Here is a 22,178-nt window from a genome sequence, read left to right on the forward strand (position 1 = left end):
GACCGCGCGCCCCCACGTCGAGTTCTTCAACGCATGTTCAGTTTCTTCAAGCGCTTCAAGTCGGGCGGCAACAAGGCCGCCGAGACGAGCCCCGCACCGGCCGAATCGCCCGGATCGCCCGGATCCGCCACCCCGCCCGCGCCGACAGCATCGCAGGCGAGCGCCGCCCAGGCGCCTGAGCCCTCACACTCGGCACACTCGGCACACTCGGCCCCTGTCGCGTCCGCCACGCCCAGCGCTGCGGCGAACCCCGTGCCGCCGGTCCCCGCCGCGGCGCCGACGGCTGAGGAATCAGCCGGCCAGCCCGCCGAAAATACGGAAGTCTCCGAGCCCATTTCGGCCGAAATCCCAGCGCCGGACGAACGGGTCGCCGCCGAACACGTGGAAGTGGCGGAAGTCGCGCCGCCGCCGGCGCCGGTCGTCGTGACGGACGCGCACGGCGAAGCCATCGGCGAGATCGTCGCCGCGCCGGCGCCGGCGCCGGCGGCCAGGCGCTCGTGGCTCACACGCCTGAAGGCGGGCCTGTCGAAGACCAGTGCGGGCCTCACCGGCATCTTCGTCGGTGTGAAGGTCGACGAAAACCTCTTCGAAGAACTGGAAAGCGCGTTGCTGATGAGCGACGCGGGCGTCGAAGCCACCACGTTCCTCCTCGACGCCCTGCGCAAGAAGGTCAAGGCCGAGCGGCTGACCGAAGGCGACCAGGTCAAGCGCGCGCTGCACGACCTGCTGGTCGAACTGCTGCAACCGCTCGAGCAGAGCCTCGTGCTCGGCCGTGAGGCGCCGCTCGTGGTAATGATCGCGGGCGTGAACGGCGCCGGCAAGACCACGAGCATCGGCAAGCTCGCCAAGCATTTCCAGCACTATGGCCAGTCGGTGCTGCTCGCCGCGGGTGACACGTTCCGCGCAGCGGCCCGCGAGCAACTGACGATCTGGGGCGAGCGCAACAATGTGGCGGTGGTCTCGCAGGAAAGCGGCGATCCGGCGGCTGTGGTGTTCGACGCCGTCAACGCCGCGCGCGCGCGCAAGATCGACATCGTGATGGCCGACACGGCGGGCCGGCTGCCCACGCAGTTGCATCTGATGGAGGAGCTCAAGAAGATCAAGCGCGTGCTGGGCAAAGCCGCGGAGGGCGCGCCGCACGAAGTGCTGCTCGTGATCGACGCGAACACCGGTCAGAACGCGCTCACACAGGTCAAGGCGTTCGACGACGCCCTGCAACTCACCGGCCTCATCGTGACCAAGCTCGATGGCACGGCCAAGGGCGGGATTCTCGCGGCGATCGCGCGTCAGCGCCCGGTGCCCGTCTACTTCATCGGCGTGGGCGAGAAGGTCGAGGATCTGCAACCGTTCTCCGCGCGCGAATTCGCCGACGCGCTCCTGGGGTAAGGCGCGCGAGCCCGGCGTACCGGATCGGACAAAGCGGCCCGCCACTGTCGTGCGCGGGCCCTTTTGTTTTCGTTTGCGTTTGGGTTTCGTTTTCGTTTCGTTTTCGTTTCGTTTTGGGCGGGCGGGCACGATGCGAATCACATCTGCTGCGCGACGAGCCCGGCGCCGAGCGCCCACATCATCGTGCCGACGAGGCCGTCGAGGATCTGCCACGCGCGCGGGCGCGAGAACAGCGGCGCGAGCAGGCGCGCCCCGTAGCCGAGCGTGATGAACCAGAGTGCCGACGCCGTCATCGCTCCCCCGGCGAACCAGACGTTGCCCGGGTATGCCTCGCGCGCGCCGATGCCCCCCAACAGAATCACCGTGTCCAGATAGACATGCGGGTTGAGCAGCGAGAGCATCGAGACGAGCACGAGCGCGCGCTGCCAGGTCATGCCCTGTGTGGCGGCGCGGCTGCCGTCCGCCTGCAGCGCGCCCGTGCCGCGAAACGCGGCGCGCCAGGCACGCAGCCCGTACCAGAACAGAAACGCGGCGCCGCCCCACGTCACGGCCGTCAGAAAGCGCGGGTAGGCCTGGATCAGCCCGCCCATGCCCGCCACGCCCGCCGCGATGAGCACCATGTCGCAGATCGTGCAGACGGCGACGACCACGCCGACGTGGCGCCGCAGAATGCCCTGACGCAACACGAACGCGTTCTGCGCGCCGATCGCCATGATGAGGCTTGCGCCCAGCGCCATGCCTCGCCAGAAAGCCGGGTCGAACATCGCCGGCTTACTCGGCGTCGGGTTGCGCTTCGGGCGTGGCGCGCCGGAACGCGTCGAGCGTCAGGCAATGTGCGTTGACGGCGGCGATGCGCGGGAACGGCGTCATGTCGACCTTGAAGCGATTGGCGTTGTAGACCTGCGGCACGAGGCAGCAGTCCGCCAGCGTCGGCGTGTCACCGAACATGAAGCCGCCCTGGGACGACCGGGCGGCGAGCCGGGCTTCGAGCGCCTTGAAGCCCTCGACGATCCAGTGCACGTACCACGCGTTCTTCTGCTCCTCGCTGACGCCCAGGTCGTGCTTGAGGTAGCGCAGCACGCGCAGGTTGTCGATCGGGTGGATGTCGGCCGCAATGTCGAGCGCAAGAGCGCGCACGTGCGCGCGCGCCGCCGGGTCGGCGGGCAGCAGCGCCGGCGTGGGATGCGTCTCTTCCAGATACTCGATGATGGCCAGCGATTGATGGATATTCACGTCGCCGTCGACATACGTCGGCACCAGGCCATTGACGTTCAGCGCCCGATACGCCGGCTTGAGCTGCTCGCCGCCGTCGCGCACGAGGTGCACCGGCACCGTGTCGTAGTCGATTCCCTTCAGATTGAGGGCGATCCGCACGCGATACGCGGCGGAACTGCGGAAATAGCTGTACAGCGTGGGCATGGCAGACCTCGGTTAACGCAAATGGAGAGAGGACGCAGGCGAACGCCCGGCAGCGCACTGAGGCGCCGGGTGCTGCGTCGGAACACGAGATGGTACTTCAAGCGCTGGCCGCAAGGACACTTGATTGCGTATGATGAACGCTAGGCGGCGCGCCGCCTGTCGCCACGCTCGCAAACGTTCGCCGCGACTTCCACCGCTTGCCGCCACTTGCCACGACTGACGCCGCTCGCTGCTCTTCGAACCGATTTCCGACCTGCCATGACCTCTGCCGCTCCCTTCGCCTGTGCGCCGCTGCTCAAGATCATCGCTCGCGGCGCCAAGGGCGCGCGCCCACTCAGCGCGGACGAAACGCGAACGCTGTTCGACGCGATCCTGGCCGAGCGCGTGGCGCCGGCCGAGCTCGGCGGCGTACTGATCGCCTACCGGATCAAGGGCGAGACGCCCGTCGAACTGCGCGCCATGCTCGACGCCGCCCACGCCACCTTTGCACCGCTCGCGGCGCCCGCCGGCGCGCCTGCGCCCGTGTTGCTGCCCAGCTACAACGGCGCGCGCAAGCAGCCGAATCTGACGCCGCTGCTGGCTCTGCTGCTGGCGCGCGAGGGCATTCCGGTGCTCGTCCACGGGCAGCATCACAGCGGCGCGAACCGGGTCGGCACGCAGGCCATCTTTGCCGAACTGGGGCACGCGGCATGCGAGTCCGGCGCGCAGGCCGAAGCGGCCTTGCGCACGCGTCGCGTGGCTTACCTGCCCATCGCGGCCCTCTCGCCGGCACTCGAGCGTCTACTCGAGATGCGCGCCGCGCTGGGCGTGCGCAATTCGGGACACACGGTGGTCAAGCTGTTGCAGCCGTTTGCCGGCCCCGCGCTGCGGCTGGTCAACTACACGCATCCGGAATACCGGGAGACGCTCAGCGAGCTGTTCCGCGATGCGGCCAACAGCCCCGCCCCCGGCGTGCTGCTCTCGCGGGGCACGGAAGGCGAACCCGTCGCGGACGCCCGCCGTCAGGCCGCCATCGAGGGCTTCTGCGCCGGCGTGCACCGGCGCTGGCTGGAAGCGGAAGACGGCGCGACGGGCACGCCGCCGTTGCTGCCAGCGGCCGACGCCGCGGCGACCGCCCGCTGGATCGAGGCGGTGCTCGCCGGCGACGTGGAGCTGCCCGCGCCGATCGCACGTCAGGTTGGCGTCATCCGGCGAGCACTGGGGCTCGGCTGAGGGGCGCACCGCTAACGGCGGCATGGTCGCGCCGGCCATGCCCCAGGCCCCCCCGTTCGACATCCATTCGACATCCGTTCACATTCGGACGACATTCGGACGACATTCGGACGACATTCGGACGACATTCGGACGACACCCGAGCTACAAGACCGAAATTTGCGCGAAGTTCAGCCGACTTCCCCTCAAACCGGAAAAATCCCATGTTTTTTCGGAACATTTCGTCCCGAAACGCATCCAATTGCAAGCTGAGAGATCACGCGTGATGAGTAGCGAACGAGCGACAGACGCGGCGCCGGCACCACGATGAGCGGCGAGGAGAAGCCAGGAGCAGCCAAAAGCAGCCAGGGGCGGCCGGAGGCCGTCCGGACTGGCCAGGACCGGCCCAGATCGGCCAAGATCGGCCCAGATCGGCAATGGGCAGCAACAGGAAACGTCCGTGGAACGGGGAGCGGGGCGATACCGGGGAAGCGGCGGATCAGTCGGCCGACGCCATGCGGGTCGCCTGCCAGGAAATGAGGCGCCACGCTTCGGCTTCGCGCACATGCACGGCCGTGTAGGCCATTTGTGACTCGAGCGAGCCCGTCGCCGTTTCCAGCTCGACCCAGACCTTGCCGGTCACGACCACGGTGTCGCCGAACTGGCGCAGTTCCTGCGCCCGGATATCGATGTCGAGGTAACGGCGGCGCCCCGACGTCAGCGCGTCGAGGAATTCGCGTTTGGTTTCGCGTTTGCCGTTGGAATGCACGTAATGCATGCCGTCTGCCAGGAGTAAGTCCAGTTGTTCGACGTCGCCCTCGACCATCGCGTCAAACCGCGCGGTTTCGAGCGCACGTACCGCGTCGATATGCTTCCCAGCCATGCTGATCTCCCATCTTCGCCGGCGCCGAACGCCCCCGGCTTGGGTTGCAATTTACACCATCCGCGTAACGTTTGCGCCGATGAGATCCCCCGTTTGACGGGGGCTGCTGGAAAACCCCGAGAGGCCGGAAACTTCCCGTCCCGTAAGGGTTCTAACGTCTTTAGCACTCATCTGGATAGAGTGCTAAAATGCTTTCCCAGAGGCTAACCAGGAGTCCACCACTTGAGTACTGCCGCCACTTTGCATCCGACGACGCCGGCCACCGGCACGGCGCCGACTTCGCGTGCCCTTGCTCTCGCCCCGTCGGCCTTGATGCTGCCGGGCAGTCTGGGCAATATCGACAGCTACATTCAGGCTGTCCACCGCATTCCCATGCTTTCCGCAGAGGAAGAGCAAACGCTCGCCAAACGCCTGCGCGAGCACGACGATCTCGAAGCCGCCCGCAAGCTCGTGCTCTCGCACCTGCGGCTGGTGGTGTCGATCGCACGTAACTACCTTGGCTACGGGCTGCCGCACGCCGACCTGATCCAGGAAGGCAACATCGGCCTGATGAAGGCCGTCAAGCGCTTCGACCCGTCGCAAGGCGTGCGACTGGTGTCCTACGCCATGCACTGGATCAAGGCCGAGATTCACGAGTACGTGCTGCGCAACTGGCGCACGGTCAAGGTCGCCACCACCAAGGCACAGCGCAAGCTGTTCTTCAACCTGCGCAGCCAGAAGCAGGGTCTGCAGGCGTTCACGCCGGAAGAGATCGATCAGGTCGCGCGCGATCTGAACGTCAAGCGCGAAGATGTCATCGAGATGGAAACGCGCATGTCCGGCGGCGATATCGCCCTCGAAGGCCATAGCGACGACAGCGACAGCGCGAATTTCGCACCGATCGCGTATCTGGCCGACACGCATCAGGAGCCGACCGCCGTGATTGCCGCGCGCGAGCGCGACCATTTGCAAAGCGACGGTCTGCAAACGGCCCTCGCACGGCTCGACCCGCGCAGCCGCCGCATCATCGAAGCGCGCTGGCTGTCGGTCGACGACGATGGCAGCGGCGGCGCCACGCTGCACGAACTGGCGGAAGAATTCGGCGTGTCCGCCGAGCGCATTCGTCAGATCGAAGTCGCCGCCATGAAGAAGATGAAGGGCGCGCTGCAAGCCTACGCCTGAGCCGCGCGGCCAATCGCCGCATGGCGCCAAGGCCGCCTGGCGGCGCCGGCGCCGACAACACGCTCCCAAAGCCCCGCGGCGATCGCGGGGCTTTTTTATGGACTTCGAAAGTTCATCGACCGTTTGCGTGCAACTTGATGCATCGCAAGGCGGCGCGCCACCCGCGTCGATAGAATCGGCTAGTACGTAGCCATGCTGCGTGCGAAGGGCGGCCCGGGGGCCGTTCGCCGCGCCCAATCCGTGTCTCGAATCCGCTCGTCGCCGACCGCCGTCAGGGCGCCGGTGGCGCGTCGAACTGGCGTTGCGCGCGTGCCTGCGCCCCCGCGTGCCACAGTTTGACAATTTCAAGCGATAAGGCAAAATGCGCCGGAAGTCGACGCTGTTAAGGACAACACGACTTTCGACGCCAGGAGCCGTCACGGATGGACACCCACTCTCCTAGCAGTCTGAAGCCTCCCGCCACGGCCGCATCGGCCGCGGCGCCACGCTCGCCCGCCGCCGGCCCGCTCGCCTGGCTGCTCGAACGCTGGCGCACCCGCCCTTCCCGCTTCATGGCCGAAATCCTGATCGTGCTCGCGATCAAGGTAGTACTCCTGTTCATTTTGAAGCATGCGTTTTTCGACGCGCCGATGGCCAGGCACATGCAATTGCCGCCGGACGTCGTAGCCCGCGCCCTGATCGGGCCGCAAGCCGTCGAACCGCCACCCCCCACCCCAAGTCAAGGTGTCCGCCATGATCAGTAGCGAAGTCGTCGACCTCTCGCGCCTGCAGTTCGCCATAACGGCGCTGTATCACTTCCTGTTCGTCCCGCTCACGCTGGGCCTGTCGTGGCTGCTTGTCATCATGGAATCGGTCTACGTGATGACCGGCAAGCAGGTCTACAAGGACATGACCCAGTTCTGGGGCAAGCTCTTCCTGATCAACTTCGCGATGGGCGTGACCACCGGTCTCACGCTCGAATTCCAGTTCGGCACCAACTGGGCCTACTACTCGCATTACGTCGGCGACATCTTTGGTGTGCCGCTCGCGATCGAGGGCCTGATGGCGTTCTTCCTGGAAGCCACGTTCGTCGGTCTGTTCTTCTTCGGCTGGAACAAGCTCTCGCGCGTCGGTCACCTCGCGACCACGTTCGCCGTGGCGCTCGGCTCCAACCTCTCGGCGTTGTGGATTCTCGTGGCCAACGGCTGGATGAACAATCCGGTGGGCGCCCACTTCAACTACGAGACCATGCGCATGGAGCTCAACAGCATCTGGGAAGTGGTCTTCAACCCGGTAGCGCAGGTGAAGTTCGTGCATACGCTCTCCGCCGGCTACGTGACCGCGGCCATGTTCGTGCTCGGCATCTCGGCGTGGTACCTGCTCAAGCGTCGCGACGTGCCGTTCGCGCTGCGCTCGTTTGCCGTCGCCGCTGGCTTCGGCCTCGCCTCGACGCTCTCGGTCATCGTGCTCGGCGACGAGTCGGGCTACACCACCGGCGAGGTCCAGAAGGTCAAGCTCGCGGCCATCGAGGCGGAGTGGGAGACGGCCAAGCCGCCCGCATCGTTCACGCTGTTCGGCTTCCCGAATCAGAAGGAAGAGCGCACCGACTTCGCCGTGAAGATTCCCTGGGCCATGGGGCTGATCGCCACGCGCTCGGTCGACACGCCCGTGATCGGTCTCACGCAACTGCGCGACGAGCACAAGGAGAACATCAAGCGCGGCATGCTCGCCTTCGCCGCGCTCGAGAAGCTGCGCGGCGGCGACAAGTCGCCTGCCGTGCGCGCCGAGTTCGACAAGTACAAGGACGATCTCGGCTACGGTCTGCTGCTCAAGAAGTACACGGCGAACGTCGTCGACGCCACGCCGGAACAGATCCACATGGCCGCGAACGACACCATCCCGCCGGTCGCCCCCGTGTTCTGGTCGTTCCGCATCATGGTCGGCCTGGGCTTCCTGTTCCTGTTCACGTTCCTGTGGGCCTTCTGGCTGTGTGCGCGCCGCCGCCTGCTCAAGCCTCGCTCGGCGTGGTTCCTGCGCTGGACGGTGTGGGCCATTCCGCTGCCGTGGCTGGCGGCGGAGTTCGGCTGGATCGTGGCCGAAGTGGGACGCCAGCCGTGGACCATCGCGGGCATTCTGCCCACGCACCTGTCGACTTCGTCGCTGTCCGCCGGCGACCTGTACCTGAGCCTCGCGGGATTCATCGTTTTCTACACCGCGCTGCTCATCATTGAAATGTTCCTGATGGTGAAGTACGTCAAGCTCGGCCCGTCCTCGCTGCACACCGGCCGCTATCACTTCGAGACAGAAGTCACCGACGGCGCCGCGCTCGCGGCCGAACCTACGGCGACCTCGGTCTGATCGTCAGGGAGACACACATCATGATGATCGATTACACCGTCCTCAAACTGATCTGGTGGGTGCTCATCGGCGTGCTGCTGATCGGCTTCGCCTTCTTCGACGGCTTCGACATGGGCACCGGCACGCTGCTGCCCTTCCTCGGCAAGACCGACGCGGAGCGTCGCGTGATCATCAACACCGTCGCGCCCACGTGGGAAGGCAACCAGGTCTGGTTCGTGACCGCCGGCGGCGCCATGTTCGCCGCATGGCCGCTCGTCTACGCCGCCGCTTTCTCGGGCCTGTACTGGGCGCTGCTGCTCGTGCTCTTCGCGCTGTTCCTGCGCCCGGTCGGCTTCGACTACCGCAACAAGCTGCCGAGCGCACGCTGGCGCAATTCGTGGGATTGGGCGCTGTTCGTCGGCAGCGTGGTGCCGTCGCTGGTGTTCGGCGTGGCGTTCGGCAACCTGCTGCTCGGTCTGCCGTTCTCGTTCGACAACACCATGCGTTCGACTTACACGGGCTCGTTCTGGGCGCTGCTCAATCCGTTCGCGCTGCTGTGCGGGCTGGTGAGTCTGTTCATGCTGCTCACCCATGGCGCCGCGCATCTGCGCATGAAGGCCGATCCGGTGGTCGCCGAGCGTGCAGGCCGCATCATGCGCATGACCGCGCTCGGCACATTGCTGCTGTTTCTCGTCGCCGGCGTGCTCGTCGCCACGCATGTGGACGGCTTCGCCATCGCGCAGGCCTCGCCCACCGACGCGCCGGCCAATCCGCTGCTCAAGCAGGTCGTCACCGGCCCGGGCCTGTGGCTCGCCAACTATCAGACGTATCCGTGGATGATCGCCGCGCCGGTCGTCGCCTGCCTGTGCGCGCTGCTCGCTGCCCTGCTCGCCACCAGCCGCGCCTATGCGTGGACGTTCGTCGTGACGGGGCTGATGATGGCGGGCATTATCCTCACCGCCGGCTTCTCGATGTTCCCGTTCGTGATGCCGTCGGCGACCGCGCCGGGCAGCAGCCTCACGCTGTGGGACGCCAGCTCGAGCCAGCTCACGCTGCAGATCATGCTGATCGCCGTGATCGTCTTCCTGCCCGTCGTTCTGCTCTACACCGGCTGGGTGTACCGCGTGATTCGCGGCCGCGTGACGATCGAAACGGTCAACGACAACCCGCATACGATGTACTGATCAAGGAGTCGCGACATGTGGTACTTCTCTTGGATTCTCGGCCTTGGCCTCGCGCTCGCGTTCGGCATCATCAACGTGATGTGGTTTGAAGCGCATGACGATCTCGAACGCCGCAGCCAGGAAGGCGGCTGACAAGGCGGCTGACGGACGGTCGACGGGAGGCTTCGTTCGGGCTTCGTTCGGGCTTTTTCCGTTCGACCCGGCCGAGCCGCGGCCCATGAAAAAACGCGCCTCACGGGCGCGTTTTTTTGTTTGCCGGGAAGACAGAGAAGGCGCAGACGGCGAAGCACGTCGGGAATGCCCGCCATGCGGGGGCGCGATCAGCCCAGCAGCGTCTTCAGATCCTTGGCCATGGCGTCGACGGACTCGTCCGGGCGCATGAAAAGGCGCAACTGGCCATTCGGGTCGAATACGTAGATTCCCGCCGTATGGTCGATGGTGTAGTTGTTCGGTGTGGAGCCTTCGACCTTGTTGACGACCACGCGAAACGACTTCGTCACCTCCCGAAGCGCGGCGTCGTCGGCCGGGCGCAGGCCCACGAACGCCGGATTGAACGCCGGCACGTACTGCCCCATCAGCTCGGCGGTATCACGCTGCGGATCGACCGTCACGAAGATGACCTGCACGCGCTGCGCGTCGTCGCCAAGCTTTTGCATGACCTGATTGAGCTCGGCCATCGTGGTCGGGCAGACGTCCGGACAATGTGTGTAGCCGAAGAACATCACCACGGCCTTGCCCTTGTAGTCGGCGAGCGTGCGCGTCTTGCCCTGCGGATCCTGCAGCGAGAAGTCCTGCGCGAACTCCTTGTTGCCGGTGATATCGAGGCTCTGGAACGACGGGCCCTCCTTGCTGCACGCGGCGAGCACGAGAGAGAGTCCCACCAGCAACATTACGCGACGCAACCAGATGACAACCAGCTTCATGGACGAATGACCCCGCACGGTAAGAGAAAACGGGTTGATGAAAGGACAACAGGCGCGCCGGCCAGGGATACCGTAACGCGCCTGTCGACGTGGTTCACGCGAGCGCCGTGCGATGGACCCACGCGAGCGTCATGAATTCGGCTCGGTCCGGGCTCGGCTCGGGTTTGCCCCGCGCGGTCGGGCTTCAGCCGAGCAGGAAGATCTGAACGTAGTGATCGACCAGCAGCGCCGCGAACAGCAACGACAGATAAACGATCGAGTAACGGAACATGGAGCGCGAGAGCGCATCCGAATAGCTGCGCCAGAGCTTGACCGCATAACCCAGGAAGATGCCCGAGAGCACCACGGCCGAGGCCAGATACAGGTAGCCGCTCATGCGATGCGCGAACGGCAGCAGCGACACGGCGAACAGCACCACGCTGTAGAGCAGGATCTGCAGGCGCGTGTACTTCTCGCCGTGCGTGATCGGCAGCATCGGCAGGCCCGAGTTCACGTAGTCCTGGCGCCGGTAGAGCGCGAGCGCCCAGAAGTGCGGCGGCGTCCAGACGAAGATGATCAGCACGAGAATCCAGGCGTCGGCGGGCACGGCGCCGGTCGCGGCCGCCCAGCCGAGCGCGGGCGGCATGGCCCCCGAGGCGCCGCCGATCACGATGTTCTGTGGCGTGGAGGGCTTGAGGATGATGGTGTAGATGAGCGCATAGCCAACGAAGGTGGCCAGCGTGAGCCACATCGTGAGCGCATTGGTAAACGTGTAGAGCACTGCCATGCCGGCCGCGCCCAGGATCGTCGAGAAGACGATGATCTGCCACGGCGCGATCTCGCCGCGCGCCGATGGGCGCCACGCGGTGCGGCGCATCAGGGCGTCGACGCGCTGCTCGATCAGGCAGTTCACGGCGAACGCCGAGCCCGCCAGCAGCCAGATGCCGACGGTGCCGCCGATCAGCACTTGCCACGGCACCATGCCGCGCGTGGACAGGAACATGCCGATGACGGCGCAGAATACGGCGAGCTGCGTCACGCGGGGCTTGGTCAGGGCCCAATACTGCGCGATGCGGCCAGCCGGCGGATGGGTAAGGGTCGTGCTTTTCATACACTCAGAGGCAATGCGCTACGCCGAGCCAGTCGGGGCGCCAGCGAGTGATGCGGCAGCCGGCTCCGCTGCGGGGAGGGGCTTCTGGCGGGCGGAAAGATCTGCCTGATCGTTCAGGCCGGCCGCAATGGACGCCGTCCTTGCGGCGCGAATGCGGTAGTTTAACATAACGAGCAACAGCAGCAGGACGGCCGCCCCGCCGTTGTGGGCGACGGCGTTGAGCAGCGGCCACTGGAAAACGATGTTCGACAATCCGGTCGCGAACTGCACGAACACCAGCGCCAGGAGCAGGGTCGACGCGCGGCGCAGCGCGGCGTGACGCCGCAGCCGGCTCGCCAGCCACGCCAGATAGAGCACCACGACGACGGCAAAGGTGCGGTGTACCCAGTGAATCGCGACCAGCGCCGCCATCGGAATCACCTCGCCGCCGGCCGTCTTGCCGAGCTCGCGCCACAGCTTGAAGCCATTGTGGAAGTCCATCGGCGGCACCCATTGCCCCTGACATGTCGGGAAATCGGTGCACGCGAGCACCGCGTAGTTGGTGCTCACCCAGCCACCGAGCGCGATCTGGAAGACCAGCAGCGCCAGCCCGATCAGCGCCGCCCAGCGCCAGCGCAGCGCGCCGGGGTCGGCCGCTACGCTCGCGAGCGGCATCTGGCGCGACGCCAGCCACACGAGCGACCCCAGCAGAGTGAGCGCCAACATCAAGTGCGTCGTGACGATGACCGGCTGCAGCTTCATGGTCACGGTCCACGCGCCAAAGGCGCCCTGCACGCACACGAGGATGAACAGCCACGTCGCGAGCCACGGCGACTGTTTCAACTCGCGACGCCTGGCCCACGCCACCACCATCAGCGCAATGATCAGCACGCCCACGGACATGGCGAAGTAGCGATGGATCATCTCGATCCACGCCTTGACGAAGGTGACCGGTCCCGTGGGCAGCAGCGCCTGCGCCGCGTGAATGTCGGCGTGCGCGGCAAATGGTGACGACGTGCCGTAACAGCCCGGCCAGTCGGGACAGCCCAGCCCCGAATCCGTCAGGCGCGTGAAGCCGCCGAACATGATCAGGTCGAGCGTCAGAAAGGTCGTCACCCAGGCCAGCTTGCGGTACTTGTTCGCATCCCGGCGCAACAGCACCCAGCCCAGCGGCAGCACCGCGATACACAGGCCGATGAAGCCCAGTTCCAGAAGGTAAAGCATTCGTTTCGCGTCAGTTCTTCGTCGTGTCGCGCGCCGTGCGGCGCACCGTATTACTCGTCATGCCGGGCGGCGCCGGCGCCGCTCAACCCGTGCCCGACCACTTGAGCAGTCGCGACAGGTCGCGCTTGATCCTGGCCGGATCGCCCTGCTTCGGGAACGCCATCATCAGGTTGCCCAGCGGGTCGACCAGATAGATGTGATCACGCAAGCCCGTACCGTCCTGCGTGGGCAGCCAGTTCGCCAGCGCCACCGGATCGGCACGCAGGCGGCGCGTTTCCTCGTAGGCGCTGTCGATCCGGTCGGACACCACGCCATCGTCGGTCACGAGCCAGAGCGTCTCCACGCGCGTGCGCTCGTTGCCCTGGAGCACACGGATCTGCCGCATGTAAAACAGCTTGCTCACGCAGTTTTCGTCGCATGCGGCGGTGTCCGCGCTGATCATCAGCCACTTGCCCCTGAGCGACGAGAGCGGCAGCGTCTCGCCCGTCTCGTCGTCGCGCACCACGAGCGCGGGCAGCGGCCGCTGCGGCTCGATCAGCTTGCCGTAAGCGGATGTGCCGCCCGGCGGCTTGAAGACGTAATACATCAGGTACGCCGCAACAGCCGGCGCGGCACACACCGCGAACAGCAGCATCAGCATGCGTCGCGCGCGGCGGCGTTGTGCCGGGTCTGTCGGATCGGCGGCACGCGCCGTGCGTCCGGTACTCACATCTGCCCTCATGCTCGCCTCATGCTCGCGTCAAATTGTCACCGGTCTGCGCCAGCCGCCGGCCACGCCGGTATGCCAGGCGCAGCCCCAGCAGCGCCAGGATCAGCGACATGCCGAACCATTGCGCCATATAACCATAATTGCGATCCGCACCGCTCGCCGGCGCAGGCCAGTCGCGCAGCAGGTGATCGCCCGTGTCGTTCGTCTGCATGATGACGAACGGCTGCAGCGGCAGCGACGTCTCGCGCGCATAAGCCGCCACATCCAGATTCTGCCGGATCGACATGCCGGCCGCCGAGCCGCCGTGCCCGAGTTCGAACGCGCGCGACGCATCGGCTTGCGCAATGCCTTCGATGGTCACGTCGCCCGCCGGCGTCGGGTACGGCATGATGGCCGTGCGATCACGCAGATCGCGCGGCAGCCAGCCGCGATTGACCAGCACCACGCGCTCGGGCGAGACCTGCAGCGCCATCACCACGTAGAAACCGGGCAGTTCGTTGCGCGGACGGTTGTCCAGATACACCACGCGGTTGCGCAGAAAGCGGCCCGTCACGCGCACGCGGCGGTTCGCCACGTCGCTCAGCGCGCGGGCACGCGCGTCGAGCGCGATCACGGGCGCCCGCGTGGCATGCTCGATCTGCGCCTGCCGCCCGAGCCGCAACTGCGCACGCTGGTACTGCCACACGCCGAGCGCCGCGGTAAGCAGCACACCCAGCACGATCAGCAGCGCCGGCGCGGGACGCATGCCGCGCAAGAGGGTTTTCAACACGTCCGTTCCTCGTCTGACAGCGCACCGTGGCGCGGCGCCGCACACTGCAATGCAGCATGCGGGCGGGTGCCCGTTGCCCGATAATGATGAATTCCCGTCGTCGGACACATCATGCGCATCCTCGTTGCCATCGCCTTCGTCCTGATTCTCGGCAGTCTGGCATCCGCATTGTTTTTCATGATGCGGGACAAGGGCCGTTCGAATCGCACCGTGCATTCGCTCATGGTGCGCGTCGGCCTGTCGGTGACGCTGTTCCTGCTCATCCTGTTCGCGAACTGGATGGGCTGGATCCACAGCACGGGCATAAGATACTGAGTCCCGCGCCGCGCGCCTGCGGCAAAACGCCGCACCGCATCGCTCCCGCGTTTGCCGGGCCGGCGCAGCGTCCGGCGTCGACGCATCGCGCCGCGGCTTGCACCCCGCGCGGCAGGCTGCGACATAAGGCCGCATTCCATCGTCTGCCGGCCCGCGGGCAGGTCCACGGGGCGCACGCCACTTCGGACCGCGCCCATCGATGCTTCCCGAACGTCGCCTCGCGCCGTGCCGGCGGCGCTCCAAACGCAAACGCCGCCGGAGTCCGGCGGCGCCCCTGAAGTCTCGCGGTCTACGGCCTCAGAGCCAGTAGACCACCACGTACAGACCCAGCCACACCACGTCCACGAAGTGCCAGTACCAGGCGGCGCCCTCGAAACCGAAGTGATGCTCCGGCGTGAAGTGCCCCTTCATCAGGCGAATCATCATGACGGTGAGCATGATCGCGCCCATCATCACGTGAAATCCGTGGAAGCCGGTGAGCAGGAAGAACGTCGAGCCGTACACGCCCGAGGTGAGCTTCAGGTTCAGTTCCGTGTAGGCGTGGTGATATTCGTAAGCCTGGAAGCCGAGGAACACGAAGCCCAGCACGACGGTCGCGAACAGCCAGAAGATCGCGCTGCCGCGATGGTTGGCGCGCAGCGCGTGGTGCGAGATGGTGAGCGTGACGCCGGACGTGAGCAGCAGCGCGGTGTTGAGCGTCGGAATCGGCCACGGGCCCATCGTCTCGAACGCGTCGACCACGCCCGCCGGGCCGGTGTTCGGCCACACGGCCGCGAAGTCGGGCCACAGCAGCTTGTTGTCGAGGTCGCCGAGCCATGGCATGGCGAGCGCGCGCGCATAGAAGAGCGCGCCGAAGAATGCCGCGAAGAACATCACCTCGGAGAAGATGAACCAGCTCATGCCCCAGCGGTAGGACACGTCGATGCGCTTGCCGTACAGGCCGCCCTCCGACTCGGCGATCGAATCGCCGAACCAGCCGCGCAGCACCCACAGCACCCACAGCAGGCCGACGAGCGCCGTCCACGGGGCCCACGGTTGCCCGTTGACCCAGGCGGCCGCCGAGCCGAGCACCACCAGCAGGCCGACGCTGCAGCTCACCGGATGGCGCGAGGGCGCCGGCACGAAGTAGTAAGGCGCCGTTTGGTGTTGACCACTCATTCTTATCTCTCCAGGCTTGGTTCTCTTTGTCTCTGCCGACTTCCGGCGCCCGCACTTTCCCGTGCGTGCCGTGCAGCGCCGGACGATGCCACTTACGTCGCGAGCCGGATGGCGAGCTTCGCCAGGAACACCAGCGCCACGACAAACAGGATGCCTCCGACCAGTCCCGCCACGATCAGATGCACAGGGTTGAGCTGCGCCATGTCGCGGTCGTGATCGCGGCCCTTGCGCACGCCGAAGAACGACCAGAACACCGCCTTGATGGTCTGGACGAACGACAACTTGCGCCGGCTCGCCTGCTTGAGGTCATCCATTGCTGCCCTTGCCTCCTCCCGTCGCATTTCCCGTCACCTCGACCGGCCGCGCCGGTGCGGACACGTCGGCGCGTTGGTTCGCGTCGTGCTTGCCGAGATCGAAAAAAGTATAGGACAGCGTAATCGTATTCACATCCTTGGGCAGTTTCGTGTCGAGCACGAACACCACCGGAAACTCCTTGGCCTCACCGGCCCGCAGCGTCTGCTGCGTGAAACAGAAACACTCGATCTTCTTGAAGTAACTCGCGGCCTGCGCCGGCGCGTAGCTCGGAATCGCCTGCGCGCGCACCTCGTGCGGCTGTTGATTCGCCACTTCGTACTCGATCGTGGCGATCTGCCCCGGGTGCACCGTCAGGCTGCTCCTTGCCGGCTTGAACCGCAGCGGGCCCTGCGCGTTCGCGTCGAACTCGACGGTGATGGTGCGGCTCTCGTCGACCTGCGAATTACGGGCAGTGACTTCGTTGGTGCGATCGCCGAGCTGGTTGATGCCCACGAGGTCGCAGAACGCGCGGTAGAACGGCACCATCGCGTACCCAAAACCGAACATCACCGCGACCAGCAGCAACAGTTTGCTGAAGGTGCGCACATTGATCCGTCGCAAACCGCCCATATTCGCCCTGTTAGCGCGCCCCGCGCCAGGGCGCGGGACGTGCGGCTCAGATACCGCCCAACAGCTTGGTCTTGATCATCACGCCGATGAAGAAGACCGCCACCACCGAGGCCAGAATCAGCCCCGTGCGCAAATTCCTCGTGCGCTGCTCCCGACTCAATGCCATGTTCAATGCACCTTCGGCGGCGTCTCGAACGTGTGGAACGGCGCCGGGCTGGGCACGGTCCACTCGAGACCTTCGGCGCCATCCCAGGGCTTGGCTTCCGCCGCCGGGCCGCCGCGCCACGCCGGCAGCGCCACGAAGAACAGGAAGTACACCTGCATCAGACCGAAGCCGAAGGCGCCGATCGTCGCGAGCTGGTTGAAGTCCGTGAACTGCGCCGGGTAGTCGGCATAGCGACGCGGCATGCCGGCCAGCCCCAGGAAGTGCATCGGGAAGAACGTCACGTTGAACGTGATGAGCGAGCCCCAGAAGTGGAACTTGCCGCGCCACTCGTTGTACATGTGGCCCGTCCACTTCGGCACCCAGTAGTAGAACCCGGAGAACAGCGCGAAGAGGGAACCGGCCACGAGCACGTAGTGGAAGTGCGCCACCACGTAGTAAGTACCGTGCATCTGAATGTCGAGCGGGGCCATCGAGAGCATCAGGCCCGTGAAGCCGCCCATCGTAAACACGAAGAGAAAGCCGACGGCGAAGAGCATCGGTGTCTCGAACGTGAGCGAGCCCTTCCACATGGTGGCCACCCAGTTGAAGACCTTCACGCCCGTGGGCACCGAGATCAGCATCGTGGCGTACATGAAGAAGAGCTGGCCCGTGACCGGCATACCCGTCACGAACATGTGGTGCGCCCACACCATGAACGACAGGATGGCGATCGACGCCGTGGCGTACACCATCGAGCTATAACCGAACAGCGGCTTGCGCGAGAACGCCGGAATCACCTGCGAGACGATGCCGAACGCCGGCAGAATCATGATGTACACCTCCGGGTGTCCGAAGAACCAGAAGATGTGCTGGTACATGACCGGGTCGCCGCCGCCTGCCGCGTTGAAGAACGACGTGCCGAAGTGGCGGTCCGTGAGCAGCATCGTGATCGCGCCGGCGAGCACCGGCATCACGGCGATCAGCAGGTAGGCGGTGATGAGCCACGTCCACACGAACATCGGCATCTTCATGAGCGTCATGCCCGGTGCCCGCATGTTGAGGATCGTCACGATGATGTTGATCGCGCCCATGATCGACGACGCGCCCAGAATGTGCGCACCGAAGATCGCCAGGTCCTGACCCGGGCCCATCTGCACCGACAGCGGCGCGTACATCGTCCAGCCCGCGGCGGTGGCGCCGCCCGGCACGAGGAACGACGAGATCAGCAGCAAACCGCCGACCGGCAGCAGCCAGAAGCTGAAGTTGTTCATGCGCGCGAACGCCATGTCCGACGCGCCGATCTGCAGCGGGATCATCCAGTTCGCGAAGCCCACGAACGCCGGCATGATCGCGCCGAAAATCATCACCAGGCCGTGCATGGTGGTGAGCTGGTTGAAGAACTCCGGACGAATGAATTGCAGGCCCGGCTCGAACAGCTCGGCACGGATCATCAGCGCCATCACGCCGCCCGAGAGCAGCATGACGAACGAGAAGATCATGTACATCGTGCCGATGTCCTTGTGATTCGTCGCGAACAGCCAGCGACGCCACCCGTGCGGATGGTCGTGCGCGTGATCGTCGTGACCCGCCACGTGATCGTGAGCGATGGAACTCATACCCAATCTCCTTGCTTCGAACTGGTCGAACGACTTAACTGTTCTTCGCTGCGCCGGCGTCGGCGGCCGCGCCGGCGTTGGCCGACTTGTTGCCGCGCGCGTCGCGCACCTGCGCCGGCTGAACCACGTCGCCGGTCTTGTTGCTCCACGAATTACGCTCGAACGTGATCACCGCGGCCAACTCCACATCGTTCAGATGCGACCAGTTGGGCATGGCGTTCTTGCCGTGAAGGACGATGCTGATGTGATCGGCCGCCGGGCCCGTTGCGATCTTGCTGCCGTCGAGCGCCGGGAACGCGCCACCGCCCTTGCCGTTGGGCTGGTGGCAGACCGCGCAGTTCGCGCTGTAGACCTTCTGGCCGCGCTCCATCAATTCCTGCACGGTGTAGGTCTTGTTCGGGTCGTCGGCCGACGCCGCCATCAGCTTCTTCTGCGAGTCGACCCAGCGGTCGTAGTCCTCCTGCGAGACGACCTTCACCACCACCGGCATGAACGCATGCTCCTTGCCGCACAGTTCGGTACAGAAGCCGCGGTACTCGCCGACCTTCTCGGCCTTGAACCAGGTGTCGCGCACGAAGCCCGGAATGGCGTCCTGCTTGATGCCGAATGCCGGCACGTAGAACGAGTGGATGACGTCGTTGGCCGTGGTAATCAGACGCACCTTCTTGTTGACCGGCACGACCATCGGATTGTCGACTTCCTGCAGGTAGGTGTTGCTCTTCGGTTCCTGCCCGTCGATCTGGCTGCGCGGCGTGGTGAGCGTGGAGAGGAACTTGATGCCCTCGCCGTCGCCCTTCAGGTAGTCGTAGCCCCACTTCCATTGATAGCCGGTCACCTTGATGGTGATGTCGGCGTTGGTCGTGTCCTTCATGGCCACGACAGTCTTGGTTGCGGGCAGCGCCATCAGAATCACGATGATGAACGGCACGACCGTCCAGATCACCTCGACCGTGGTGCTTTCATGGAAGTTGGCAGGTTGATGGCCCTTGGATTTGCGGTGCTTGAAAATCGAATAGAACATCACGCCGAACACGCCGATGAAGATCACCAGGCAGATGATCAGCATCATGGTGTGCAGGCTGTGGAGCTCTTGCGCGAGTTTCGTGACCGGCGGCTGGAAGTTGAGTTCGTTGACGGCCGGCCCCCCCGGCATGTCGGTGACCGCCGCCAGTGCCGGAACGCCGGCGAGCAGTGAGGCGCCCGCAAGGAAAGCCGCCAAGGCGTGTTTCGTTTTTTTCATAGCTTCCTTACCCAAAATTACCATCCAAATCCTCCCTGGCGGTCGCCCGAGATCGTCTCCATCTCTCTCAGGCCTGTTGGGCAAGACAACGGCGCAGCTCGCGCGCAAACGTTTCGCGGCGATGCGGCGCAAGATAGGCTCCGACGGTGACCGAGCGGCTGCCCGAGCGCAAAACGATGCGCGTTCGCGGCGGCTTCTCGATGTCGATGCGTACCCAGCGGGGATTGAACTCGTACTGCGTCAACCTCTGTGCTGAACGTTGCTCGACCACAAGGCTCACGGGCGACAACCGAATGACCTCGTAATCTGTGGCATGCCGGGCATGAATGACGAACGCGACGCCCACCACGAGCAAGTCCAGGCCTGTGAACGGCAAGACCAACCACCCACCGCGCCACGCCGCAATCAAGGCAACACCCAGCGACACGGCGGCCAACGACAGGTAGAACAGGACAAACTGGCGCGGCGATATCGCGCAGTTGCGCTTGTGCGTCCATTCCTTCGTCACCGTCTCGGCGTCGGAAGAAGAGGCTGCGAGCATCGCCGTCACCCGTGGGGCATTTTGGGTCGTTCATGTCCGACGGCCGGGAACTTGTTTCGTCCGGGCCGCGACAAACTGCCGCATTATAGAACGCGCATTCTCGAAGCGACAACATTGATACCGAGTATTTGACGCGCGATAGCATCCTCCTGAACTCATTGATGCAAAAGGAAAATCCGGTAATTCCCCTAGCCCGGAATTTCAGCAGTGGCACAACTACGGGATACTCCCTATGCGTGAGGGAGGCGGTACGTTGCAACACAGCACGACTCGTTGCGGTGTCCTGAATACCGGCCCGCCGCGATCCGGATGCGATCGTCGGCATCAACGCGCCCTGCCTTCCATGCCCCGCTCGTGAGCTTCGCCGTTTTTTCGTTGCGATGCGGGATTCGTCCGATATGCATCCACAGTAGACGGTGTACGGAATTTCGCGTGCGACGTTATGTCGCGGCCCCGTGATCGCGTCCATGCAGGCGGCCGGCGCGGGCTTCACAGCGATCGCGCATGCGCGCTGGCCGATTGCGCGTGCTAAAAGCGGGACATGTTCCAGACATCGCCCCGCCCATGCATGCCATGCGTTGCACCACACCCCGCGCGTTTGCCGACGGCCTTCGCGCCCTGCAGTCCGCCGCTGACTTCGACACCTTGCGTGCCCGCCTGCACTCGCTATGCGGCGCGCTCAGGCAGCGGTACTTCAGCTATCGCGGCCAGTTTCCGCTGCCGGGCGGAACGCTCGCCACGCCATGGCTGGAGAATTTTCCGCCTGCCTGGCGCGCACGGTACGACGCGCAGCGTTACGCCGCCATCGACCCCGTGCCCATGCGCGCCTGCCGGCAACTCACGCCTGTCGAATGGACGCCCGCGCTGTATGCGTCGCCGCAAGCGCGGCAACTCCTTGATGAACAACGAGCGGCCGGTCTGTGCTCGGGCGTGACTTATCCGGTCTTCACGCCGTCAGGTGCGTGGGGAATGCTGAGTCTGGCCTCACCGCGACGCCATCGGCCGTCCGAGACCCTCACCTGGACGCAGCATGCGGGCGCGGCGTTGGCCACGCATCTGCATGAAGCCGTATGGCGTATCGTGCGGCGCGAGCATGCGCCCCTCGGTGCGCCCGTACTGACACCGCGCGAGCGGGAATGCCTGCGATGGGTCGCGCGCGGCAAGACGTCATGGGAGATCGGGCGCATCCTGACCATTTCCGAGCATGGCGTGGTCTTTCATCTGCGCAGCGTAATGCGCAAGTTCGACGTATCGAGCCGCCACCGCGCGGCCAAGCTCGCGAGCGACTACGGATTGCTCGACGACGAAACGGGTGCGGCGAGCCCCGCCGTCAGCGGCGCCGCACGAGGTCGGCGAGCGTCTTGTAACGCGTCAACGTGAACGTATCGCTCGCCGCGTTCACGAAGGCGCCGCCGCCCAGTCGTCCCACCGGGCGCAGCGCCTTGAGGTCGACCTGATACGTGACGGGGTCGAGCAGGGTGTCCTCGACATGGGCAGCCAGCACCGTTCCCAGCACGACCCAGCCACCGCCGGGCGCAGCACTGATTTCGATAATGTCGCGCACACGACACTCGAACGCGACGGCAGCCTCCTTCACGCGCGGCGGTTTGACTCGCGACGACGGCACGGGAGTCACGCCGGTCAGATCGAATTCCGACTCGCCGGGCGGCAAGGGCGCGGCGGAAAGGTTGACCGCCTCGATGCACGCGGCGCTCGCCATATTGACGACGAACTCCGGCACCGCTTCGATGTTGCGCAGCGTGTCCTTCTTGCGCAACGGCGGCGGCGGCACGACCGGACAGAACAGCACGGTCATCGGCACGCAGCATACGCCCATGAAGTACGCATACGGCGCGAGGTTCGTTCGCCCCAGCGCGTCGATGGTACTGATCCACGCGACAGGACGCGGCAGGATCGTACTCATCATGAAGTTGTAGAGGCTCGCCTCGTCCAGCGCGGCCGGATCCAGTTCCATGGTGTCTCCCGAAGTTGTTCACGCACCGCG

Annotated in this window: 24 protein-coding genes and 1 pseudogene; 9 read left to right on the forward strand and 16 right to left on the reverse strand. The window is 65.4% G+C overall.

All coding sequences use genetic code 11. From position 1 onward, the window contains the following. The first annotated feature begins 33 nt into the window (after positions 1–33). Positions 34–1,386: a signal recognition particle-docking protein FtsY gene (gene ftsY, locus CDN36_RS05715; protein ID WP_287496211.1), complete on the forward strand. Its 1,353-nt coding sequence runs from the start codon at positions 34–36 to the stop codon at positions 1,384–1,386. 137 nt (positions 1,387–1,523) lie between these two features. On the opposite strand, the gene CDN36_RS05720 is transcribed toward ftsY, so the two are convergent. After that, on the reverse strand, positions 1,524–2,150 hold the full coding sequence (locus CDN36_RS05720) for a LysE/ArgO family amino acid transporter (protein WP_287496212.1): 627 nt from the start codon (positions 2,148–2,150) through the stop codon (positions 1,524–1,526). A 7-nt stretch (positions 2,151–2,157) separates the two neighbouring features. Further along, complete coding sequence (maiA, locus tag CDN36_RS05725; RefSeq protein WP_287496213.1) at positions 2,158–2,805, reverse strand: maleylacetoacetate isomerase; 648 nt, start codon at positions 2,803–2,805, stop codon at positions 2,158–2,160. Positions 2,806–3,063: 258 nt separating this feature from the next. Between maiA and ybiB the strand changes: the two genes are divergently transcribed. Next, positions 3,064–4,017: a DNA-binding protein YbiB gene (ybiB, locus tag CDN36_RS05730; protein WP_150553869.1), complete on the forward strand. Its 954-nt coding sequence runs from the start codon at positions 3,064–3,066 to the stop codon at positions 4,015–4,017. Between the two features lie 478 nt (positions 4,018–4,495). Here ybiB and CDN36_RS05735 read toward each other — a convergent pair whose 3' ends face one another. Further along, positions 4,496–4,879, reverse strand: a complete 384-nt coding sequence (locus CDN36_RS05735; protein WP_150553870.1) for a nuclear transport factor 2 family protein — start codon at positions 4,877–4,879, stop codon at positions 4,496–4,498. A 222-nt stretch (positions 4,880–5,101) separates the two neighbouring features. Here CDN36_RS05735 and rpoH point away from each other — a divergent pair, with 222 nt between their 5' ends. The 5 genes from rpoH to cydX all read left to right on the forward strand — a co-directional run bounded on the left by rpoH (position 5,102) and on the right by cydX (position 9,672). Then, positions 5,102–6,040, forward strand: a complete 939-nt coding sequence (rpoH, locus tag CDN36_RS05740) for an RNA polymerase sigma factor RpoH (RefSeq protein WP_150553871.1) — start codon at positions 5,102–5,104, stop codon at positions 6,038–6,040. A gap of 422 nt (positions 6,041–6,462) precedes the next feature. Further along, a complete protein-coding gene (cydP, locus tag CDN36_RS05745; protein ID WP_150553872.1) occupies positions 6,463–6,783 on the forward strand; it encodes a cytochrome oxidase putative small subunit CydP in 321 nt (106 codons plus the stop codon). Next, the gene (locus CDN36_RS05750) at positions 6,773–8,377 is read left to right on the forward strand and encodes a cytochrome ubiquinol oxidase subunit I (RefSeq protein WP_150553873.1); all 1,605 of its coding nucleotides are present in this window, start codon (positions 6,773–6,775) and stop codon (positions 8,375–8,377) included. Before cydP ends, CDN36_RS05750 begins: the two co-directional genes overlap by 11 nt. A gap of 26 nt (positions 8,378–8,403) precedes the next feature. Continuing rightward, entirely contained in the window at positions 8,404–9,540 is a 1,137-nt protein-coding gene (gene cydB / locus CDN36_RS05755) for a cytochrome d ubiquinol oxidase subunit II (protein ID WP_287496307.1), read from the forward strand. Between the two features lie 15 nt (positions 9,541–9,555). After that, on the forward strand, positions 9,556–9,672 hold the full coding sequence (gene cydX, locus CDN36_RS05760; RefSeq protein WP_039395438.1) for a cytochrome bd-I oxidase subunit CydX: 117 nt from the start codon (positions 9,556–9,558) through the stop codon (positions 9,670–9,672). A gap of 188 nt (positions 9,673–9,860) precedes the next feature. Here the strand turns inward: cydX and CDN36_RS05765 are convergent, their stop codons facing one another. The 5 genes from CDN36_RS05765 to CDN36_RS05785 all read right to left on the reverse strand — a co-directional run bounded on the left by CDN36_RS05765 (position 9,861) and on the right by CDN36_RS05785 (position 14,210). Then, on the reverse strand, positions 9,861–10,463 hold the full coding sequence (locus CDN36_RS05765) for an SCO family protein (RefSeq protein WP_287496214.1): 603 nt from the start codon (positions 10,461–10,463) through the stop codon (positions 9,861–9,863). Between the two features lie 184 nt (positions 10,464–10,647). Then, positions 10,648–11,553 carry a heme o synthase gene (cyoE, locus tag CDN36_RS05770; protein ID WP_150553875.1) on the reverse strand — a complete coding sequence of 302 codons (906 nt, stop codon included), beginning with the start codon at positions 11,551–11,553 and terminating at the stop codon, positions 10,648–10,650. An 18-nt stretch (positions 11,554–11,571) separates the two neighbouring features. After that, on the reverse strand, positions 11,572–12,756 hold the full coding sequence (locus CDN36_RS05775) for a COX15/CtaA family protein (RefSeq protein ID WP_150553876.1): 1,185 nt from the start codon (positions 12,754–12,756) through the stop codon (positions 11,572–11,574). Positions 12,757–12,838: 82 nt separating this feature from the next. Next, on the reverse strand, positions 12,839–13,465 hold the full coding sequence (locus CDN36_RS05780; RefSeq protein ID WP_370749618.1) for an SCO family protein: 627 nt from the start codon (positions 13,463–13,465) through the stop codon (positions 12,839–12,841). A gap of 19 nt (positions 13,466–13,484) precedes the next feature. Next, on the reverse strand, positions 13,485–14,210 hold the full coding sequence (locus CDN36_RS05785; protein WP_150554158.1) for an SURF1 family protein: 726 nt from the start codon (positions 14,208–14,210) through the stop codon (positions 13,485–13,487). A 135-nt stretch (positions 14,211–14,345) separates the two neighbouring features. Here CDN36_RS05785 and CDN36_RS05790 point away from each other — a divergent pair, with 135 nt between their 5' ends. Then, positions 14,346–14,549 carry a twin transmembrane helix small protein gene (locus tag CDN36_RS05790; protein WP_150553878.1) on the forward strand — a complete coding sequence of 68 codons (204 nt, stop codon included), beginning with the start codon at positions 14,346–14,348 and terminating at the stop codon, positions 14,547–14,549. Positions 14,550–14,846: 297 nt separating this feature from the next. On the opposite strand, the gene CDN36_RS05795 is transcribed toward CDN36_RS05790, so the two are convergent. From CDN36_RS05795 to CDN36_RS05825, 7 genes and pseudogenes are all read right to left on the reverse strand, one after another. Beyond that, positions 14,847–15,707: a cytochrome c oxidase subunit 3 gene (locus tag CDN36_RS05795; RefSeq protein WP_150553879.1), complete on the reverse strand. Its 861-nt coding sequence runs from the start codon at positions 15,705–15,707 to the stop codon at positions 14,847–14,849. A gap of 92 nt (positions 15,708–15,799) precedes the next feature. Then, a complete protein-coding gene (locus CDN36_RS05800) occupies positions 15,800–16,021 on the reverse strand; it encodes a DUF2970 domain-containing protein (RefSeq protein WP_287496215.1) in 222 nt (73 codons plus the stop codon). Further along, positions 16,014–16,631, reverse strand: coding sequence for a cytochrome c oxidase assembly protein (locus CDN36_RS05805; RefSeq protein WP_287496216.1), 618 nt, complete (start codon positions 16,629–16,631; stop codon positions 16,014–16,016). The genes CDN36_RS05800 and CDN36_RS05805 overlap by 8 nt, the downstream gene beginning before the upstream one ends. A gap of 46 nt (positions 16,632–16,677) precedes the next feature. Beyond that, complete coding sequence (locus CDN36_RS05810; RefSeq protein WP_217433178.1) at positions 16,678–16,797, reverse strand: cytochrome oxidase small assembly protein; 120 nt, start codon at positions 16,795–16,797, stop codon at positions 16,678–16,680. A gap of 2 nt (positions 16,798–16,799) precedes the next feature. Continuing rightward, positions 16,800–18,392, reverse strand: coding sequence for a cytochrome c oxidase subunit I (gene ctaD, locus CDN36_RS05815; protein WP_150553882.1), 1,593 nt, complete (start codon positions 18,390–18,392; stop codon positions 16,800–16,802). A gap of 46 nt (positions 18,393–18,438) precedes the next feature. Further along, positions 18,439–19,656 (reverse strand): annotated as a pseudogene (gene coxB, locus CDN36_RS05820) (cytochrome c oxidase subunit II); the annotation flags it as partial. Between the two features lie 43 nt (positions 19,657–19,699). After that, on the reverse strand, positions 19,700–20,173 hold the full coding sequence (locus CDN36_RS05825) for a DUF2244 domain-containing protein (RefSeq protein ID WP_150553884.1): 474 nt from the start codon (positions 20,171–20,173) through the stop codon (positions 19,700–19,702). Positions 20,174–20,737: 564 nt separating this feature from the next. Here CDN36_RS05825 and CDN36_RS05830 point away from each other — a divergent pair. After that, a complete protein-coding gene (locus tag CDN36_RS05830; protein ID WP_287496217.1) occupies positions 20,738–21,553 on the forward strand; it encodes a helix-turn-helix transcriptional regulator in 816 nt (271 codons plus the stop codon). Here CDN36_RS05830 and CDN36_RS05835 read toward each other — a convergent pair. Continuing rightward, positions 21,504–22,148, reverse strand: coding sequence for a flavin reductase family protein (locus tag CDN36_RS05835; RefSeq protein ID WP_150553886.1), 645 nt, complete (start codon positions 22,146–22,148; stop codon positions 21,504–21,506). The two genes, CDN36_RS05830 and CDN36_RS05835, sit on opposite strands and share 50 nt — an antisense overlap. Positions 22,149–22,178 lie beyond the last annotated feature (30 nt).

The sequence above is a fragment of the Pandoraea sp. CB10b_02 genome, from assembly GCF_002216225.1.
GTDB lineage: Bacteria > Pseudomonadota > Gammaproteobacteria > Burkholderiales > Burkholderiaceae > Pandoraea > Pandoraea nosoerga.

Excerpts from the sequence above, each read along its gene's own strand:
- ftsY (WP_287496211.1), top strand. The coding sequence starts at position 34 with ATGTTCAGTTTCTTCAAGCGCTTCAAGTCGGGCGGCAACAAGGCCGCC.
- CDN36_RS05720 (WP_287496212.1), bottom strand. The coding sequence starts at position 2,150 with ATGTTCGACCCGGCTTTCTGGCGAGGCATGGCGCTGGGCGCAAGCCTC.
- maiA (WP_287496213.1), bottom strand. The coding sequence starts at position 2,805 with ATGCCCACGCTGTACAGCTATTTCCGCAGTTCCGCCGCGTATCGCGTG.
- ybiB (WP_150553869.1), top strand. The coding sequence starts at position 3,064 with ATGACCTCTGCCGCTCCCTTCGCCTGTGCGCCGCTGCTCAAGATCATC.
- CDN36_RS05735 (WP_150553870.1), bottom strand. The coding sequence starts at position 4,879 with ATGGCTGGGAAGCATATCGACGCGGTACGTGCGCTCGAAACCGCGCGG.
- cydP (WP_150553872.1), top strand. The coding sequence starts at position 6,463 with ATGGACACCCACTCTCCTAGCAGTCTGAAGCCTCCCGCCACGGCCGCA.
- CDN36_RS05750 (WP_150553873.1), top strand. The coding sequence starts at position 6,773 with ATGATCAGTAGCGAAGTCGTCGACCTCTCGCGCCTGCAGTTCGCCATA.
- cydX (WP_039395438.1), top strand. The coding sequence starts at position 9,556 with ATGTGGTACTTCTCTTGGATTCTCGGCCTTGGCCTCGCGCTCGCGTTC.
- CDN36_RS05765 (WP_287496214.1), bottom strand. The coding sequence starts at position 10,463 with ATGAAGCTGGTTGTCATCTGGTTGCGTCGCGTAATGTTGCTGGTGGGA.
- cyoE (WP_150553875.1), bottom strand. The coding sequence starts at position 11,553 with ATGAAAAGCACGACCCTTACCCATCCGCCGGCTGGCCGCATCGCGCAG.
- CDN36_RS05775 (WP_150553876.1), bottom strand. The coding sequence starts at position 12,756 with ATGCTTTACCTTCTGGAACTGGGCTTCATCGGCCTGTGTATCGCGGTG.
- CDN36_RS05785 (WP_150554158.1), bottom strand. The coding sequence starts at position 14,210 with ATGCGTCCCGCGCCGGCGCTGCTGATCGTGCTGGGTGTGCTGCTTACC.
- CDN36_RS05790 (WP_150553878.1), top strand. The coding sequence starts at position 14,346 with ATGCGCATCCTCGTTGCCATCGCCTTCGTCCTGATTCTCGGCAGTCTG.
- CDN36_RS05795 (WP_150553879.1), bottom strand. The coding sequence starts at position 15,707 with ATGAGTGGTCAACACCAAACGGCGCCTTACTACTTCGTGCCGGCGCCC.
- CDN36_RS05800 (WP_287496215.1), bottom strand. The coding sequence starts at position 16,021 with ATGGATGACCTCAAGCAGGCGAGCCGGCGCAAGTTGTCGTTCGTCCAG.
- CDN36_RS05805 (WP_287496216.1), bottom strand. The coding sequence starts at position 16,631 with ATGGGCGGTTTGCGACGGATCAATGTGCGCACCTTCAGCAAACTGTTG.
- CDN36_RS05810 (WP_217433178.1), bottom strand. The coding sequence starts at position 16,797 with ATGGCATTGAGTCGGGAGCAGCGCACGAGGAATTTGCGCACGGGGCTG.
- ctaD (WP_150553882.1), bottom strand. The coding sequence starts at position 18,392 with ATGAGTTCCATCGCTCACGATCACGTGGCGGGTCACGACGATCACGCG.
- CDN36_RS05825 (WP_150553884.1), bottom strand. The coding sequence starts at position 20,173 with ATGCTCGCAGCCTCTTCTTCCGACGCCGAGACGGTGACGAAGGAATGG.
- CDN36_RS05830 (WP_287496217.1), top strand. The coding sequence starts at position 20,738 with ATGCATGCCATGCGTTGCACCACACCCCGCGCGTTTGCCGACGGCCTT.
- CDN36_RS05835 (WP_150553886.1), bottom strand. The coding sequence starts at position 22,148 with ATGGAACTGGATCCGGCCGCGCTGGACGAGGCGAGCCTCTACAACTTC.